At 54.1% G+C, this 15868-nt stretch carries 17 protein-coding genes and 1 pseudogene; 11 read left to right on the top strand and 7 right to left on the bottom strand.

Features of this window, described 5'->3' with window-relative positions; all coding sequences use genetic code 11:
* Positions 1-52 precede the first annotated feature (52 nt).
* The 3 genes from AC2FNE_RS10175 to AC2FNE_RS10165 are packed head-to-tail and all read left to right on the top strand — an operon-like array spanning position 53 to position 2141.
* Positions 53-802 carry an SDR family oxidoreductase gene (locus AC2FNE_RS10175; protein WP_170603214.1) on the top strand — a complete coding sequence of 250 codons (750 nt, stop codon included), beginning with the start codon at positions 53-55 and terminating at the stop codon, positions 800-802.
* Positions 799-1407 carry an enoyl-CoA hydratase/isomerase family protein gene (locus AC2FNE_RS10170; RefSeq protein WP_170479256.1) on the top strand — a complete coding sequence of 203 codons (609 nt, stop codon included), beginning with the start codon at positions 799-801 and terminating at the stop codon, positions 1405-1407. Before AC2FNE_RS10175 ends, AC2FNE_RS10170 begins: the two co-directional genes overlap by 4 nt.
* Positions 1404-2141: a VOC family protein gene (locus AC2FNE_RS10165; protein ID WP_170479253.1), complete on the top strand. Its 738-nt coding sequence runs from the start codon at positions 1404-1406 to the stop codon at positions 2139-2141. The genes AC2FNE_RS10170 and AC2FNE_RS10165 overlap by 4 nt, the downstream gene beginning before the upstream one ends.
* On the opposite strand, the gene AC2FNE_RS10160 is transcribed toward AC2FNE_RS10165, so the two are convergent.
* Complete coding sequence (locus AC2FNE_RS10160) at positions 2142-2438, bottom strand: HNH endonuclease (RefSeq protein WP_170479252.1); 297 nt, start codon at positions 2436-2438, stop codon at positions 2142-2144.
* On the opposite strand from AC2FNE_RS10160, the pseudogene AC2FNE_RS10155 reads away from it, so the two are divergent.
* Positions 2367-3674 (top strand): annotated as a pseudogene (locus AC2FNE_RS10155) (TIGR03862 family flavoprotein). The gene AC2FNE_RS10160 and the pseudogene AC2FNE_RS10155 overlap by 72 nt on opposite strands.
* Here AC2FNE_RS10155 and holA read toward each other — a convergent pair.
* The 4 genes from holA to AC2FNE_RS10135 form a co-directional block, all read right to left on the bottom strand.
* Entirely contained in the window at positions 3671-4699 is a 1029-nt protein-coding gene (holA, locus tag AC2FNE_RS10150) for a DNA polymerase III subunit delta (RefSeq protein ID WP_496805310.1), read from the bottom strand. The pseudogene AC2FNE_RS10155 and the gene holA sit on opposite strands and share 4 nt — an antisense overlap.
* Positions 4696-5187 carry an LPS assembly lipoprotein LptE gene (gene lptE, locus AC2FNE_RS10145; protein WP_496805309.1) on the bottom strand — a complete coding sequence of 164 codons (492 nt, stop codon included), beginning with the start codon at positions 5185-5187 and terminating at the stop codon, positions 4696-4698. The genes holA and lptE overlap by 4 nt, the downstream gene beginning before the upstream one ends.
* Entirely contained in the window at positions 5174-7711 is a 2538-nt protein-coding gene (leuS, locus tag AC2FNE_RS10140; RefSeq protein WP_170603224.1) for a leucine--tRNA ligase, read from the bottom strand. The genes lptE and leuS overlap by 14 nt, the downstream gene beginning before the upstream one ends.
* 72 nt (positions 7712-7783) lie before the next feature.
* Positions 7784-8266 (bottom strand): DUF3576 domain-containing protein, encoded by a 483-nt coding sequence (locus tag AC2FNE_RS10135; RefSeq protein ID WP_170479240.1) that lies wholly within the window; start codon positions 8264-8266, stop codon positions 7784-7786.
* Positions 8267-8546: 280 nt separating this feature from the next.
* On the opposite strand from AC2FNE_RS10135, the gene AC2FNE_RS10130 reads away from it, so the two are divergent.
* Together AC2FNE_RS10130 and AC2FNE_RS10125 are read left to right on the top strand one after the other, a co-directional pair.
* On the top strand, positions 8547-9494 hold the full coding sequence (locus AC2FNE_RS10130) for a porin (RefSeq protein ID WP_170603228.1): 948 nt from the start codon (positions 8547-8549) through the stop codon (positions 9492-9494).
* Positions 9495-9595: 101 nt separating this feature from the next.
* Positions 9596-10255, top strand: a complete 660-nt coding sequence (locus tag AC2FNE_RS10125) for a YggS family pyridoxal phosphate-dependent enzyme (protein ID WP_170479237.1) — start codon at positions 9596-9598, stop codon at positions 10253-10255.
* Here AC2FNE_RS10125 and AC2FNE_RS10120 read toward each other — a convergent pair.
* Both AC2FNE_RS10120 and ribA read right to left on the bottom strand, forming a co-directional pair.
* Entirely contained in the window at positions 10239-10739 is a 501-nt protein-coding gene (locus AC2FNE_RS10120; protein WP_170603230.1) for a L,D-transpeptidase family protein, read from the bottom strand. The genes AC2FNE_RS10125 and AC2FNE_RS10120 overlap by 17 nt on opposite strands.
* Positions 10736-11830 carry a GTP cyclohydrolase II gene (gene ribA, locus AC2FNE_RS10115; RefSeq protein ID WP_496805308.1) on the bottom strand — a complete coding sequence of 365 codons (1095 nt, stop codon included), beginning with the start codon at positions 11828-11830 and terminating at the stop codon, positions 10736-10738. The genes AC2FNE_RS10120 and ribA overlap by 4 nt, the downstream gene beginning before the upstream one ends.
* A gap of 161 nt (positions 11831-11991) precedes the next feature.
* On the opposite strand from ribA, the gene AC2FNE_RS10110 reads away from it, so the two are divergent.
* The 5 genes from AC2FNE_RS10110 to AC2FNE_RS10090 all read left to right on the top strand — a co-directional run bounded on the left by AC2FNE_RS10110 (position 11992) and on the right by AC2FNE_RS10090 (position 15837).
* A complete protein-coding gene (locus tag AC2FNE_RS10110) occupies positions 11992-12678 on the top strand; it encodes a response regulator transcription factor (RefSeq protein ID WP_496805307.1) in 687 nt (228 codons plus the stop codon).
* 79 nt (positions 12679-12757) lie between these two features.
* Positions 12758-13303 carry a GFA family protein gene (locus tag AC2FNE_RS10105; protein ID WP_367648127.1) on the top strand — a complete coding sequence of 182 codons (546 nt, stop codon included), beginning with the start codon at positions 12758-12760 and terminating at the stop codon, positions 13301-13303.
* Positions 13304-13375: 72 nt separating this feature from the next.
* Positions 13376-14164, top strand: coding sequence for an exodeoxyribonuclease III (locus tag AC2FNE_RS10100; protein WP_496805306.1), 789 nt, complete (start codon positions 13376-13378; stop codon positions 14162-14164).
* 87 nt (positions 14165-14251) lie between these two features.
* Entirely contained in the window at positions 14252-15169 is a 918-nt protein-coding gene (trxA, locus tag AC2FNE_RS10095; protein WP_496805305.1) for a thioredoxin, read from the top strand.
* A gap of 26 nt (positions 15170-15195) precedes the next feature.
* Positions 15196-15837 carry an LON peptidase substrate-binding domain-containing protein gene (locus AC2FNE_RS10090; protein WP_496805304.1) on the top strand — a complete coding sequence of 214 codons (642 nt, stop codon included), beginning with the start codon at positions 15196-15198 and terminating at the stop codon, positions 15835-15837.
* Positions 15838-15868 lie beyond the last annotated feature (31 nt).

Here is a 15868-nt window from a genome sequence, read left to right as displayed (position 1 = left end):
CCCCATTTGCGCGGTAGGACTTTATGCAATTTCAAAGGATTGGGATTAGACGATGCAAATGCAAGGGAAAACCGTACTTATTACCGGTGCTAGCCGAGGGATCGGAGCAGAAGCTGGACGCGTTTTTGCTGCAGCCGGAGCCAACGTGGCGCTTGTTGCGCGCAGTCACGATCAGATTGATGCTTTGGCCTCGGCTTTGGGTGACAATACCATAGCTCTGTCTTGCGATGTCAGTGACTTTTCGCAGGTGGAACAAGCCGTTGCAGATTGCGTGGACCGATTCGGGCGTCTTGACGTTCTGGTTGGAAATGCAGGTGTCATCGACCCCATATTCCATTTGTCTAACGCAGATGTCGCGGCGTGGGGACAGGCCATTGATATCAACTTAAAGGGTATCTTTTACGGAATGCGCGCAGTTTTGCCGCTTATGCGAGCTGCCGGTGGGGGTACAGTACTGACTATATCATCAGGAGCTGCTTCGAACCCGGTGGAAGCATGGAGCCACTATTGCGCATCGAAAGCTGGGGCAAAGATGTTGACGGAATGCCTTCATCTTGAAGAGTCGCAGCACGGCATCCGTGCTATGGGCTTATCGCCGGGTACTGTTGCTACGGACATGCAGCGCATAATCAAGGCAAGTGGGATCAACCCGGTCAGCCAGTTAGACTGGGATGTACACATTCCGGCGGATTGGCCGGCGCGTGCATTGCTATGGATGTGTTCCACGGACGCAGATGAATTTCTTGGAACGGAAATCTCTCTTCGGGAGGAGGAAATTCGCAAGCGGGTTGGTTTGACGTGATTGACTTGCAACAAGACGACGGGCTTTGGACCGTTACGCTGAATAACCCCGGAAAAGCGAATGCGCTGACGGGCTCAATGCTCGAAGAATTGTTGCGCATTGCCGAAGCTGCACAAGAAGCTCGTGCCCTTATCCTGACAGGAGCAGGCCGCGTCTTTAGCGCGGGCGCGGACATTGAAGAGGCGCGGGCAGGACTTACGACATCAGATTTGTGGGAACGCCTGTCCGGAACCATTGCAGACTTGCCTTGCCTGACAGTTGCAGCATTGAACGGAACTCTTGCCGGCGGGGCAAACGGCATGGTTTTAGCCTGCGATTTAAGGATAGCAGTGCCTGCAGCCAAAATCTTCTATCCGGTGATGAAGTTGGGTTTTCTGCCCCAGCCTTCGGACCCGAAGCGCATGGCTGCCCTGATCGGACCGGCTCGGACTAAGTTGATATTGATGGCCGGACAAAAAATAACGGCGGTCGAGGCATATGAATTCGGTTTGGTAGATCGGGTTGTCGACCCCGAAAACCTTTTGCCAACTGCTCGTGACCTAGTGGCCGACAGGTTAGTGGCTGACCCCATTGTCGCTTCGGGAATTGCCAGGTTGTGCCAATGAGGATTGCAGCATTGTGCCTGCGGGTGGCCGACCCGGTGAAACTGGCGGAGTTCTACCAGAATGCATTGGGCATGACCGTCAAGGCCGAGGGCGCCAATCGGCGAGTCGGCTATACCGGCCAAGACGCTGATTTATTACTGATACCCGGCGGTGGTGGATATAATCATGATAGGGGTCAAAGATACTGGAAGATTGGGATAACGGTGCCGGACGTGGACTTGGCGCAGGCTCAATTACGTGATCAGGGCTTTCAAGTTGGATCGCCACATCAGTTTCTGGACATTGGTTACATGTGCCATTTGAGCGACCCAGAAGGGTTTTCGATTGAGCTGTTGCAGCATGATTTCAAGGACAATCGACTGCAGGTGGCGGCTGATCCCTCTGCGCCTTTTGAAAAGGCGTGTATTGGTCAGGTAACTCTACGCACCGGGGATATTGGTGCTGAGGATGCATTTTGCCGGGAAATGGGAATGCGTTTGTTGTCAATTCAAGACGTGGAACCTTATGGGTTTGACCTGCATTTCTATGCCTTCTCATCTGACAACCCGCCTGAACCCGATATCTGGTCAGTAAAAAACCGCGAGTGGTTGTGGAAACGTCCGTATACAACAATCGAGTTTCAGCACATACCGGGTGTTCAGTTTTCAAATGTGCCAGATTATTTGGGCATTGAAGTCGCTGGGTTGATGCAACCGACCAAAGATGCGTTTGGTGACCCAGTTTTGCCAGGTTGATCAACGCCCCCGTCGTTTTCCAGGTACTTTTGATCGGAACCCAGGTGGGCGTTTGCGAACCCAATTCAAGAATTTCGCCAAACGTGGATGGGCACGCAATGTTTCGACCGAGCTGAAGTCGCGTGCCAGTTCACCTTCGGTCAATGTGGCGTGAATCTCTTTGTGGCAGATCACATGTAACAGAACTGTGGGCCCGCCCTTGCCACCTTTGAGTTTTGGGATCAGATGGTGCAGGCTTCCGCCTCCGTCTGGTATTGGGCGGTCGCAAAGCGGGCAGATCGGATCGCTGTCATTCATGATGGAAAAATTGCGCTGATCCGAACAGATGGCAAGAGGGTTACAATGGCGCAAACAGTGGTGATCGGGGCGGGCCCTGCTGGATTGATGGCAGCCGAGCAACTTAGTCTTGCCGGTCACAATGTTCTGGTAGCCGAGGCAATGCCGTCTGTGGGCCGTAAGTTTCTTATGGCCGGTAAGTCTGGGCTGAACCTGACCAAGGACGAGCCATTTGAGAAACTAATGGAAGCCTACGGAGATTCTGCGGCATGGCTATGGCCTGTAATTTCCGAGATGGACGCCCTGGCCGTGCAGAATTGGGCGAAATAGTTGGGACAAGACCTGTTCACAGGTTCGACCGGGCGCGTCTTTCCCAAGGTTATGAAGGCCTCTCCCTTGCTTCGCAGCTGGCTGTCCCGATTGGACGCAGCCGGCGTTCAGATTAGAACGCGTTGCCGTTGGACGGGTTGGGACGGTGAGAATTTGATTTTCGAAACACCTAAAGGGGTTCTTTACCTAAACGCCGACGCAACGGTTCTAGCCCTAGGAGGGGCAAGTTGGTCGCGGCTGGGATCCGATGGAAAATGGACCAGCCTGCTTGCCGGAAAAGATGTCTCGCTCAACCCGTTTACCCCATCTAATTCGGCCTTGTCGGTTGATTGGAGCCACCACATGCATCCGCATTTTGGCACAGCGTTGAAATCTGTACTCTGGTCGGCAGGCGAACTGCAAAGCCGGGGTGAAGCAATACTTTCCAACAAAGGCCTTGAGGGTGGCGGCCTGTATCCGCTTACGCCAGCCTTACGAAAAGGGGCGCCGTTGCGCGTCGATCTTCTTCCCGATTTCGATCCTAACGCTATCCAAGCACGTATTTCGGCCAGCAGGTCCAAGGCGACACTGACGCATTTGTTAAAATCCAAACTGCGGTTGCCTGCTCAAAAAATCGCCCTGTTCTATGAAATGACAAAAGCGGATGCACGGCAGCCTGATCGTCTTGTTGAAAGTCTAAAAAAACTGCAAATTCATTACACTGCCCTTCGCCCAATGGACGAGGCGATCTCGACAGCAGGAGGGGTGAGTCGGGACGCAGTTAACGACGACCTAATGCTTAGGGGCCAGCCAGGGGTTTTTTGCGCAGGCGAAATGTTGGATTGGGAGGCCCCGACAGGAGGTTATCTGCTGACCGGGTGCTTGGCGACCGGACGCTGGGCAGGGCGCGCTGCTGCCGATTGGTTGAACCAGACCGACCGGAATTAACTCGAACGGGCCAGCATCGCCAGACGGATCATAGCGCGCTCGACCAGCGCCATGGCAGGTGCAGTCTGATCTGCCGATCGCAGCGACAAGTCCGTGTCCGTCAACACAGTCAAAGCCGTTTGCAACCTGGGCGCTCCCCAACCCAGCGCCTGACGTAAAATGCGATCACGCCGCTTTCCGTAAACAGGAGGACGCAATTTGCTGATACCCTGCGCAGCGCCTCCGGGGTGGGATACGCAAGCGTAAAGCGTCCTGAAATGCCGAGTCGCGCCGATGCATAGCGTCACTCCGTTTGTACCCTGTGCCTGCAATTTTCTGATAAGAGGCCCAATCTCTGCTGCCCTGCCTTCGGCAACAACGTTTAGTACGTCATCAAGTGCCGCCTCTGTGGAGCTTGGGGAACATGCTTCGATGTCTTCGATGGAAAGACTGCCATCATCACCCCGTTTATAAAGCGACAATTTTTCAATGGTTTGGGCGAAATCTCCCGGGCTGAGTGCGGCGGCAAGTTCGGACAGCACCGACATCGAATCGCGTGGGATGTTCTGCAAACCAGCCTGCATCAACACCCTCTCGACCTCTGCGCGGGACGGCGGGTCGTCATATATACCGATGGCATAGGTTTCCGGGTGTGCTTCGAACGCTTTGCGGATTTTCGAACTGGGCTTGAGCTGTCCGGCAGTGACAACAATCTGCGCGTCCCCTGCAGACCAATCTTCTAGCGCTGCGAGAATTGCGGCGGCTGCGGTATCAGTTGCGTCCTCTACAAAAACAGCGCGAACACCTGGAAAAAAGCCAACAGCTTTGACTGCATCGAGCAACATAGCTGGGTCACCACGCAGTTCTGCAGCAGGCATCCGGGTCAAACGCATTTCCTCTTCGGCACCCGGTCCTAGTAGTGCCGCCAGCACCTGCTGACGTTTCAGGGCAACCCGCATTGCATCGGCCCCATATATCAACAAACCCAGCTTATCCACGTCCGGTTTGGTGAAATAGCCGTCGGCCTCACGCGGGCTAAGCTTCATGCGGTGATATCCGGACTGGTGTACAGGCGAGTTACGATATGATCCGACAGAATCTCCATCAGCCGTTCGGTTGCATCACGCTCATCTGCCAACGTGGAAACAGTCGATCCGGCAGCTGAATAGGCAACGAAATCAATCACCTGACCAGATGCCACTACTTGGCCGGATTCTTCAGAAGTCAGAGAGTAATTTGCCCGGCCATCAATTGTGTAACGGTTGGTCTCGTTCGAGGTTGAGATAGACGCGGCACGTGTGGTTGTGGACACGCTTACAGCTAGCTTGTATTCGCTGCCGGAGGTCGCGCTGCGGCCGAGTTTCTGCTCAAGGTTCTGGACAAGCAAAAAACTTTTCACGTCGCTCGGAGCTGAGACAGCGACCCTGCCGTTTAGAGTCGCGCCAGTACCACCTGGTGCATAAACAGGCTGAAAGCCGCAAGCGGTCAGCGCAAGCGGTATAAGCAAAAAGCTTCTGCGATCAAACGACGACATTTACGATCCGGCCAGGTACGACAATGACTTTCTTCGGAACGGCGCCATCCAGCGCCCTTTGAACAGCTTCGGTGCTGAGCGCAAGTTTTTCAACCTCGACCTTGTCCAGGTCTTTCGCCACGCTGATTTCCGCGCGGCGTTTGCCGTTGATTTGAATCGGCAGGGTGATCGTATCGTCGATAAGCATCGCCTCATCCGCTTTCGGCCAGGGCGCTGTAGCGACCAAACCCTCACCACCCAGCATTTGCCACAACTCCTCGGACAAGTGCGGGGTCATTGGCGACATCAACTGGGCCAGAGTTTTGGCGGCTTCGCGTTTTGCCGCAGTGCCCGCTTTGGATTTGGACAAAGTATTGGTAAAGGCATAAAGCTTGGCGATTGAAGCATTGAAGCCAAAGGACTCGACGCCGCCGGTAACATCATGGATCGCTTTATGCATTTCGCGCAGTAGAGTTTCGTCATCCGAATTGGCCGGGACATTTGACTCCGAGATCTCGGACGCGATGCGATGCACACGGCTGAGGTGCTTGAACGCGGCCTCAGCCCCTGCCGCAGTCCATTCTACGTCGCGCTCGGGCGGCGAATCGGACAGTACGAACCAGCGCGCGGTGTCGGCGCCAAAGGCTGATATGATACTGACTGGGTCAACTACGTTTTTCTTTGATTTCGACATTTTAGCCGAAGGTATGATCTCGACCGCTTCGCCCGTTGTCTTGAGTTTGCCATCCTCGACATCCTCGGGCAGGTGATAGACTGGGCGGTCCTTTTCGTCTCGCGTCTGGTAAATTTCGTGTGTGACCATCCCCTGAGTAAACAGCGCATCGAAAGGTTCAATTGCCTTCTTCGGCAGGTGGCCGGTGATCTGCATCGCCCGAGCAAAGAACCTTGAGTAAAGCAGGTGCAGAATCGCATGTTCGATACCGCCGATATACTGGTCGACATTCATCCAGTACTCGGCCTCGGCCAGATCGGTGGGGGTGTTGGCATGTGGCGCAGTGAACCGCGCGAAGTACCATGACGAATCGACGAAGGTGTCCATCGTATCGGTTTCGCGTTTGGCTGGACCACCACAAGACGGGCACTCGCAATCACGCCAAGTCGGGTGGCGGTCCAGCGGGTTGCCAGGCTTGTCGAAAGTAACGTCGTCAGGCAAACGGATCGGCAAGTTTTCTTTCTTTTCGGGAACTACACCGCAGGAATCGCAGTGCACAACTGGGATCGGGCAACCCCAATACCGCTGACGAGACAGCCCCCAGTCGCGCAGGCGATATTTTGTAACCCCTTCGCCCCAACCTGCTTTTTCGGCGAAATCAACGGTGGCGTTGATTGCTTCTTCACCCGTTGCCTCGGTGAGACCGGCGAAGTGGTTCACCCAGCGGACTTTCTCTGTTTTCGGAGGAACGAAAGCAATCTTGTCAACAGATGTATCATCGTCCAGTGCGAAAAAGGTATCGATTACCGGAAGGCCATATTTGCGGCAGAAATCCAGGTCGCGTTGATCGTGAGCTGGGCATGCAAAAATTGCACCAGTGCCGTAATCCATAAGGATAAAGTTTGCGATCCATACAGGCAGTTCCCAGCTGGGATCCAGCGGGTGCTTGACCTTTATGCCTGTGTCATAGCCCAGCTTTTCAGCGGTCTCGATTGCTTCTTCAGTTGTTCCACCCTTGCGGCATTCTGCAACGAAATCAGCTATTTTCGGGTCTTTAGCCTCCAGCTGTTTTGCAATCGGATGGTCAGGAGAGATTCCGACGAATGATGCGCCAAGCAGGGTGTCGGGCCGCGTCGTATAGACAGTAATCGGCTCACCTTCGTCTGTTCGTTCAAATGAAAATTGCAGACCCCGTGATTTGCCAATCCAGTTTTCTTGCATCAGGCGGACTTTGGCAGGCCAGCTGTCCAGCGTATCGAGGGCATCCAGCAATTCCTCGGAATAATCTGAGATCTTGAAGAACCACTGCGTCAGTTCGCGTCGCTCAACCAAAGCGCCCGATCGCCAACCACGACCGTTCTCAACCTGTTCGTTGGCGAGCACGGTCATGTCGACCGGGTCCCAGTTCACGACTGCGTTTTTCCGATAGACCAGCCCAGCTTCGAGCATATCAAGAAACAGCGCCTGCTGCTGGCCATAGTATTCCGGGTCGCAGGTTGCAAACTCACGAGACCAGTCGATGGACAAGCCCAACGGTTTCATCTGCGCGCGCATGTCGGCGATATTGCCATAGGTCCAATCTTTGGGGTGCCCTCCTATCGCCATCGCTGCGTTTTCGGCAGGCATTCCAAATGCATCCCAGCCCATTGGGTGCAAAACGTTGTGACCGGTCGCCAGTTTATGCCGCGCAATAACGTCGCCCATCGTATAGTTGCGCACATGTCCCATATGGATGCGGCCTGATGGGTAAGGGAACATCTCGAGCACATAGTATTTCGGCCCGTCCGCCTTGTGGTTGGCATAAAAAATCCCGGCACTGTCCCAGGCTTTTTGCCACTTAGCTTCGATTTCGTTTGCCGAATAGCGCGACATGGTGCGGTCCTTCGTGAATGAAAACGCCGGGTAGGAACCCGGCGTGGTAATATTGTGATTTTCGGCGGGTTGCTAGAACTTGTTGTCTTCAATGCGCAGCTGTCGGGCGCGCGATAGAATCGCATCTTCGACTGCACGGGTGGTTGAGGCACTGACCGGAGCACCGCCGCTGGACTGTAAAGCCAACGACAATGAGCGCGCGGCCAGAGCAGGATCGCTGATGTGGACGGTGGCGCGATAGGATCGGCCTCCGCCGGGCGGTCTGCCGTAACCTGTTATTATGACACCAGTAAAAGGATCTACCTCTTGCACCGGCAGAAAACTAAGGACGTCGAGCGATGCGGCCCAGAGATAGCGATTGACGTTGGTTGTTTGTTCGGCGCTTCCCCGGTCGAACAAGTCCCAGATCGTGGAACGATCAGGGTCGTTCAGTTCGCGCTCATCCGTGGTTCCACCCACAAGATTGGGGTTGGCCGTCGAAGTGCTTTGATTCTGCCCGCATGCCGATATGGCAGCGGTCAGCAAAATCAAAGACAAAATCCTTGGCAGGCGCATGGTAAGCGGGTCCTGTTATCACGTGTAAGGCATGTGCTGGGGCATACTCCTAGCCAAGGTCCCTGCCTGCAACAAGCCAATTCTTTCGAATTCTGCGCGTCTGGCCAGAAACCGGGGGCAAAACAGACTGTGGCATCCTTGCACCAATTTGGGTAGAATGACGGTTATTCGCCTATGCCAAGCTTGCACTTAGGGGGCAAAAAGAGCGACACGGTGTCCGTGCTGAGACGCATGTGTGCCATGTGTCGAGTAGAAAAACTTTGAAACCGAGGGAAACAAGATGAAAAAAGTTCTCTTCGCAACGGCAGCTACAATGGCGATCACCGCTGTTGCAGCGGAAGCCGCAGAAGTGAAACTGGGCGGTTATGGCCGCTTCGGTATTGGCTATTTGGAAGACCGTTCGACTGATGACAACGTAGACGACACCATCCTGGTATCGCGCTTCCGTCTGAACATCGACGGTATCACAGAAACAGACGGTGGCGTACGCTTTGAAGCTCGTGTTCGTATGCAGGCTGACGAAGATGCTTCGAACGGCGAAGCGGGATCAGCTGTCCTGAACGGACCACGCTTCTCGGTAATCTACGGCGGTCTGCGTGTTGACGCGGGTAACGTTGCGGGTGCGTTCGACAACTTGGCGAACTACTATGGTAACGAGCCTGGCCTGGAATCGTTCATTGGTCAGTACTCTGGTGTTGACTATGGCTTCCTTGGCTATTCGTCGACCGGAGCAGGCGCAAACGCTGTGTTCTTCCAGTATGCAGTTGGCGATTTCGCATTCGGTGCATCCTATGACACCGATGGTTTCGACGATCGTGATCGCTGGGACATCAGCGCCACCTACACCTTCAACAACATCACCGCAGCGCTGGCCTATGGTCAGACTGATGAAGGCGCCGGTATAGATGATGAAAGCCTGTTGGTTCTGACTCTGGGCGGTGAATGGGGTGACTTCGGTGGTACCCTGTTTGTTGCAGACGACGATGTTGATGACGACGACCTGAACGGTACTGCATGGGGTCTGTCGCTGGCGTGGAACGTTGGCGCTGCAACAACCATCACCGCAGCATACGGTGACGGTAACGCAGACAACGATAACCAACAGTATGGTATCGGCGCTATCTACGACCTGGGCGGCGGCGCGTCGCTGCGTGGCGGTATCGGCCACCAGGAGCGTGATGATGACGGCCAGGTCCGTGCTGACTTTGGTGCTCAGTTCAACTTCTAAGTTGGTCTGAATCACATGTTTAAGGGCAGGTCTTCGGGCCTGCCCTTTTCTTTTTGTGCAACATGGTGTTTTTCTGCGGCGAAAGCTGGATGAGAGGCCCCATGTCCCTGCAAGACATCAAAACCCGCATTGCGAACGCTGAAACCGCTGCTGGACGACCCCAGGGCTCGGTCAAGCTGATTGCTGTGTCCAAGGTGCAACCGAATGAACGGGTTGAGGCAGTTCTGCAACAAGGGCATCGCTGTTTTGGCGAAAACCGTGTGCAGGAGGCCGCTGGAAAGTGGCCTGCGTTAAAAGAACGCTATTCCGGCATCGATCTGCACTTGATCGGACCGCTTCAGACAAACAAGGCACGGCAGGCGATGGAACTGTGTAACGCCATACATTCCGTAGACCGCCCAAAGCTGGCAAAAACCTTGGCCCGGCTGACGCAAGAAATTGGAGCATGCCCAGACCTGTTCATTCAGGTGAATACTGGAGAAGAAGAGCAAAAGGCAGGTGTTTTGCCAAGCGGGGCGGACAGCTTCATTGCAGAATGCCGAGATCTGGAGCTGCCTGTACTGGGATTGATGTGCATTCCGCCCGTTGATGAGGAACCGTCGCTGCATTTCGCCCTGTTGGCTAAGATCGCCGACCGGAATGGGCTGGAAGGTCTGTCAATGGGTATGAGCGGCGACTTTGAGACGGCCGTTGCACTGGGCGCGACCCACGTTCGTGTCGGATCGGCCATTTTTGGGGAACGGGTCAAATCGCAGGGATAATCAACCGGGTGCCCGGAACGATCTGCTGTGCAATCCAACGTAAGTGATCCCGGCGGAAGGCTACACAGCCCTCGGTCGGGTAACGTGGTCGCCGCCATTGGTGCAAGAAAATAGCGGACCCACGACCCGGTATGGCATTTGGCCAATTCCAATCGGTCACCAGCACGAGATCGTACAAGGGATCAGCGCGCCGCAACTTTTCGTGGCTGCAATTATACGGAGAGCGAACCAAGTGGTTATAAGCCTCATCGGTTTGATCGTCCGACCAAAGGTCATTGGGTCCAAGGGCCCGGGCCCAACGGGCAGGGCGCACCATGCGGTCAGGACGGTAAAACATACCTACAATGCAGTGTTCTCCGACAGGTGTCGCTCCGTCGCCTTCTCGCTTGTCGCGGCTCAGGCCGCCCTTGCCGATTGCGCAGGGAAAAACGCGACCAAGAAAACGAACGCCCTTCGGGGTTAGAACTAAATCTCCGGGAGTCACAACAAGTGGCCCGACTTGGCAGCTTTGGTCGCCAAGTACCCCCGGTTATGCGCTGTTTCACCGACTTTCAGCGGAACGCGTTCCGTTACAGCTATTCCAGTGCGTTCCATCATTGCAATCTTTGCTGGGTTATTCGTCAGTAGCCGCACTGAACCAAATCCCAGCGACTTAAGAATGTCAGAACCCACGCGAAAATCGCGCTCGTCATCCTCAAAGCCCAAGCGGTGGTTGGCCTCGACGGTATCAAACCCCTGATCTTGCAGGAAATACGCACGCATCTTATTGGCTAGACCAATTCCGCGCCCTTCTTGATTTAAATAGAGAAGCACGCCCGCACCCTCGGCTCCCATCTGCGCCAGCGCCCCTCGCAGTTGTGGGCCGCAGTCACATTTGAGGCTGCCCATCAAATCTCCGGTGAAACACGCCGAATGCAATCGGGCCAACACTGGTTTGTCGCGGTCAGGGCGCCCGATTTCGATGGCATAATGCTCCTCGCCCCCATCTTCAGGGCGAAATACATGCAGCCGCCCGGCCTCGGAAACCTCCATTGGGAGGCGTGCAGCAACCACTTCGTGCAAAGTGCTGCGATCCGCCAAATGAGGCGCGGCGCGCGTGTGGTCTATGCATGTCAGGCCATGCGCAGTGGCGAACTCTCGGCCTTTGTCGATTGGGACAACAACGGCTGCCGGCAATAGTCGGGCGGATTTCGTCAATGCGATAGCGATTCGGTGCAGGTTGGCATTGCCATTGCGCTCGGTCATCAGCGGACCCTTCATCGGCGCACTTAGGTCCGACGAAGGATCGGCGACAGACTTAACCCAGCTGTGATCGGCGTCTGCCGGGATCACAACACGGGCGAGATCGCCATCATAAGCACGGGCCTTGAGCGTTTCGGCCCGACGAACAGTTACGGCAATTGCCGGGTTTGCATCTATCCCGCGCAGATCGGCCAGACGCTGAGGTGTCATTGTTTCGCATGCCATAGCCAAAACGCTAGCCCCGCCATCATCGATCATAACCACGGGCAGACCCATGCGTAAATCAGCTCGCGCGCGGGCCAAAAGCTCCGTGATATCAGGAATGAGGCTCATTTATGTTACCCTATAACTTTTCGCCCTTCTCCTACTCCCATCCTGACGAAATGTGAAACATTTCCTCCGCATCAGACACGAGGGCGTGAGTCGATTGCAGCAAATCTTGTTGATTGTAACTTTTGAACGCAAGTGATGGAAAAGGTTTAGGAGGACCGGCGATGGCTCAGCTCAAGAAAATCCTGCTTGTAGATGACGACGAGGACTTGCGCGAAGCACTAAGTGAGCAATTGGTTATGACCGAGGACTTCGATGTTTTCGAAGCTTCTGATGGCCAATCCGCAATGGAGCGTGCGCGTGAGGCAATTTATGACCTGATCATTCTGGACGTTGGGTTGCCGGATACGGATGGACGTGAGCTGTGTCGCCTGTTGCGTAAACAGGGTGTCAAAAGCCCTGTCCTGATGCTGACTGGTCATGACAGCGATGCCGATACGATTCTGGGCTTGGATGCTGGTGCGAATGATTATGTGAGTAAACCCTTCAAGTTCCCCGTTTTGTTGGCCCGGATCCGCGCTCAGCTGCGTCAACATGAACAATCAGAGGATGCAGTCTTTGTTTTGGGCCCGTACACGTTCAAGCCTGCCATGAAGATGTTGATAACCGAGGATGAACGCAAGATTCGTCTCACCGAAAAAGAGACGAATATTTTGAAGTTCCTCTATAGATCGACTGATGGCGTTGTTGCCCGCGATGTATTGTTGCACGAAGTATGGGGATACAATGCGGGCGTAACCACACATACGCTGGAAACCCATATTTACCGGTTGCGCCAGAAAATTGAGCCTGATCCATCCAATGCTCGCCTTTTAGTCACAGAATCTGGCGGATATCGTTTGGTTTCTTGACTCGTGCTGGATTGGTTCGGATCAAAGTGATACTCTTGATGCAAAAGTGGGTTTTTCCCAACCCGCGCATGTCCGGGTTATGACATGCACCTCCCTGTTGGACTGCCGGGCCGTTTGGCCCGGCTCTTTTTTTCACCGCACTAATCTGAACCTTCCGCAGACCATCGAGAGCTATTGTGCCTTGCTGAATGTTCTTGTAATGTTCCTCAAGATTAAAATTGGAGTTCTTGAAATGATTGATGGAAGCTGTTGTTGCGGAGCCGTTAAGTTCAAGTTGAAGACCGAACCTTCTGTAATGGGTACATGCCATTGTTCTCGTTGCCGAAAAGCCGGGGCCAGTACAATTGTTTTTGTCAAAAAAGAGGATTTGAACTGGGTTGCCGGAAAAGACAAGGTTGCGACATATCAACCGGGCGCACCTTACAAGTATGGGAGATGTTTCTGTACAATTTGCGGATCTTCCTTGGGTGAAATTCTGTCAAGCGAAGACAGTTTTCCCATAGCTGCCAACGCGCTGGACAGCGACATCAGTTTGACAGTTCAGTTTCACGAATTCGTTTCGGAAAAACCCTGTTGGTATGAAATTTGTGATGATGCGCCCCAATCCACTGGGCACCCTTCATAGAAGAGCTTTTCCGATAGCACCTGATAATCTACCGCGTTAGTCTGTGCTAACTGCGACAGAGGAATCCCCCTAATGCCTTTCACACTTGCTACCTGGAACATTAACTCCGTGCGGCTGCGCGAGCCTATCGCTTTGAAATTGTTGCAAGAAGAAACGCCAGATGTTCTGTGTTTGCAAGAATGTAAATCTCCGGTGGAAAAGATTCCTACGGAAGGATTTGCTGCGCTAGGTTATACCCACATGATTGCCCGTGGACAAAAGGGATACAACGGCGTTGCTATCCTGTCGCGGATTCCGATGGAAGAGGTGGGCGACAAGGATTTCGCTGGTCTTGGCCATGCGCGCCATATCGCTGGTAAATTAGAGAATGGCGTAACGATACATAATTTTTACGTTCCAGCTGGCGGTGACGTCCCGGATCGGGAAGTCAATGAGAAATTTGGCCAGAAGCTGGATTACCTGACCGACATGCGCGATTGGTTCCACGCGGAAAAGCCGGAAAAATCCATACTTGTCGGCGATCTTAATATTGCTCCGCGTGAAGATGATGTTTGGTCACACAAACAACTGCTGAAGGTCGTTTCGCATACACCAATCGAGGTGGAATATCTGGCTGAGACCCAGGATGCGGGCGGATGGGTCGATATAACCCGGCAGGACATCCCCGAGGGACAATTGTTCAGTTGGTGGTCCTACCGAGCGCGTGATTGGGATGCGGCGGACAAGGGACGACGGCTTGACCACATCTGGGCCACGCCTGACATCTCTAATTCGGGTCACTCCAGCCGCGTGCTTCGGGACGCGCGTGGATGGGACAAGCCCAGCGACCATGCACCGGTTTTTGCAACGTTTGACCTTTAGACGATCAATAATCCTGCAATTCTGCCCTTGGTTTCCGGGTCTGGCGGTTGCATATAAGGCCCAAATCGAATCCAAAGAGTGATTGCCATGGATCTTCTGAACGGCGCGGACAGTACCGCAGCAACCGACCTGATTAAGGACGGAACTGAGGCCACCTTTATGGCCGATGTGGTCGAAGCTTCGCAGGAAGCTCCGGTAATTGTCGATTTCTGGGCGCCTTGGTGCGGTCCCTGCAAAACGCTGGGTCCGCTGCTTGAAGAGGCCGTAATTGCCGCCAAAGGTGCGGTGAAAATGGTCAAGATCAATGTTGATGAGGCTCAGATGATTGCCTCGCAAATGCGTGTTCAATCCATCCCAACGGTTTATGCTTTCTACAAGGGTCAGCCGGTTGACGGCTTTCAAGGTGCCGTGCCAGGGTCAGAGATCAAGGCGTTTGTAGACCGCGTTATCGAGGCCGCAGGTGGCGAAAGCCCTGGCGGACAGTTAGACGAGGCGGTTCAGGCTGCAGAAGAGATGCTGACGGACGGTGCAGCGGTCGACGCGGCTCAAACATTTGCAGCAATTTTGGGTGAAGACCCAAACCATTCCGGGGCATATGGCGGATTGGTCCGCGCGCATATCGCGCTTGGTGACCTAGAACAGGCCGAGGCCATCTTGAATGGCGCGCCAGCAGAAATCTCGAATTCACCGGAAATCGAGGCCGCGCATGCGCAACTGGAACTCGCCAAACAAGCCGCTGACGCCGGACCGGTTGGTGAACTCACCGCTGTGGTAGAAGCAGACCCGGATAACCATCAGGCCCGATTCGACTTAGCCCAGGCGCTACATGCAAGTGGTGAAGTCGAAGAAGCGGTCGCACAATTGTTGGAACTGTTTCGGCGCGATCGTGAATGGAATGATGGTGCTGCCAAATCTCAGCTATTCACCATATTTGACGCACTCAAACCCAATGACCCGATCGTGTTGAACGGCCGCCGCAAACTCAGTTCGTTGATATTTGCCTAAACGCCATTCAGAGCTAGACTCGGGTTATGATGCATCCCGCCGATTTGCCGGATACCGTTTCCATTTTTCCACTGCCCGGGGCACTCCTGCTGCCGCGGGCCAGATTGCCTTTGCATATTTTCGAACCGCGTTATCTGCAGATGCTGGACGACGCTTTGAAAACAAAGGAACGTCTGATTGGAATGGTGCAGCCGAACACCTGCCAAGGTGACGAAACCAAACTTCATCAAATCGGTTGTGCCGGACGTGTGACGCAGTTTTCTGAGACTGAAGACGGACGATATTTAATTACCCTCACAGGCATCTCGCGGTTTCGAGTTTCTTCAGAGTTGGACAGTTTTACGCCGTACCGTCGTTGTGCTGTTTCCTGGCGCGGCTTTGATCGTGATCTTGGGAAGTCAGAAACAGACGATGGATTCGACCGGACGGCATTCTTGTCTTTGTTGGAGCGTTTTTATTCGTCCAGACAATTATCGACGGACTGGGAGACAATGAAAGACGCAGATGACGAACTGCTGGTCAATTCCCTTTCGATGCTTTTGGACTTCGACCCGGAAGATAAGCAGGCTTTGCTTGAGGCGCCCTGTTTAAGAACTCGGCGAGAAACATTAGTTACACTGATTGAGTTCGCAATGCGCGGTGGTTCCAATGAGGAAAAGCTGCAATGACCAAACCTGAGCACGCCTTTGATCGCCATAT

It is taken from the genome of Ruegeria sp. YKSD179, from assembly GCF_059612885.1.
The sequence above is the reverse complement of the archived record's forward strand: the minus strand, read 5'-3'. Positions and strand labels throughout refer to the sequence as shown.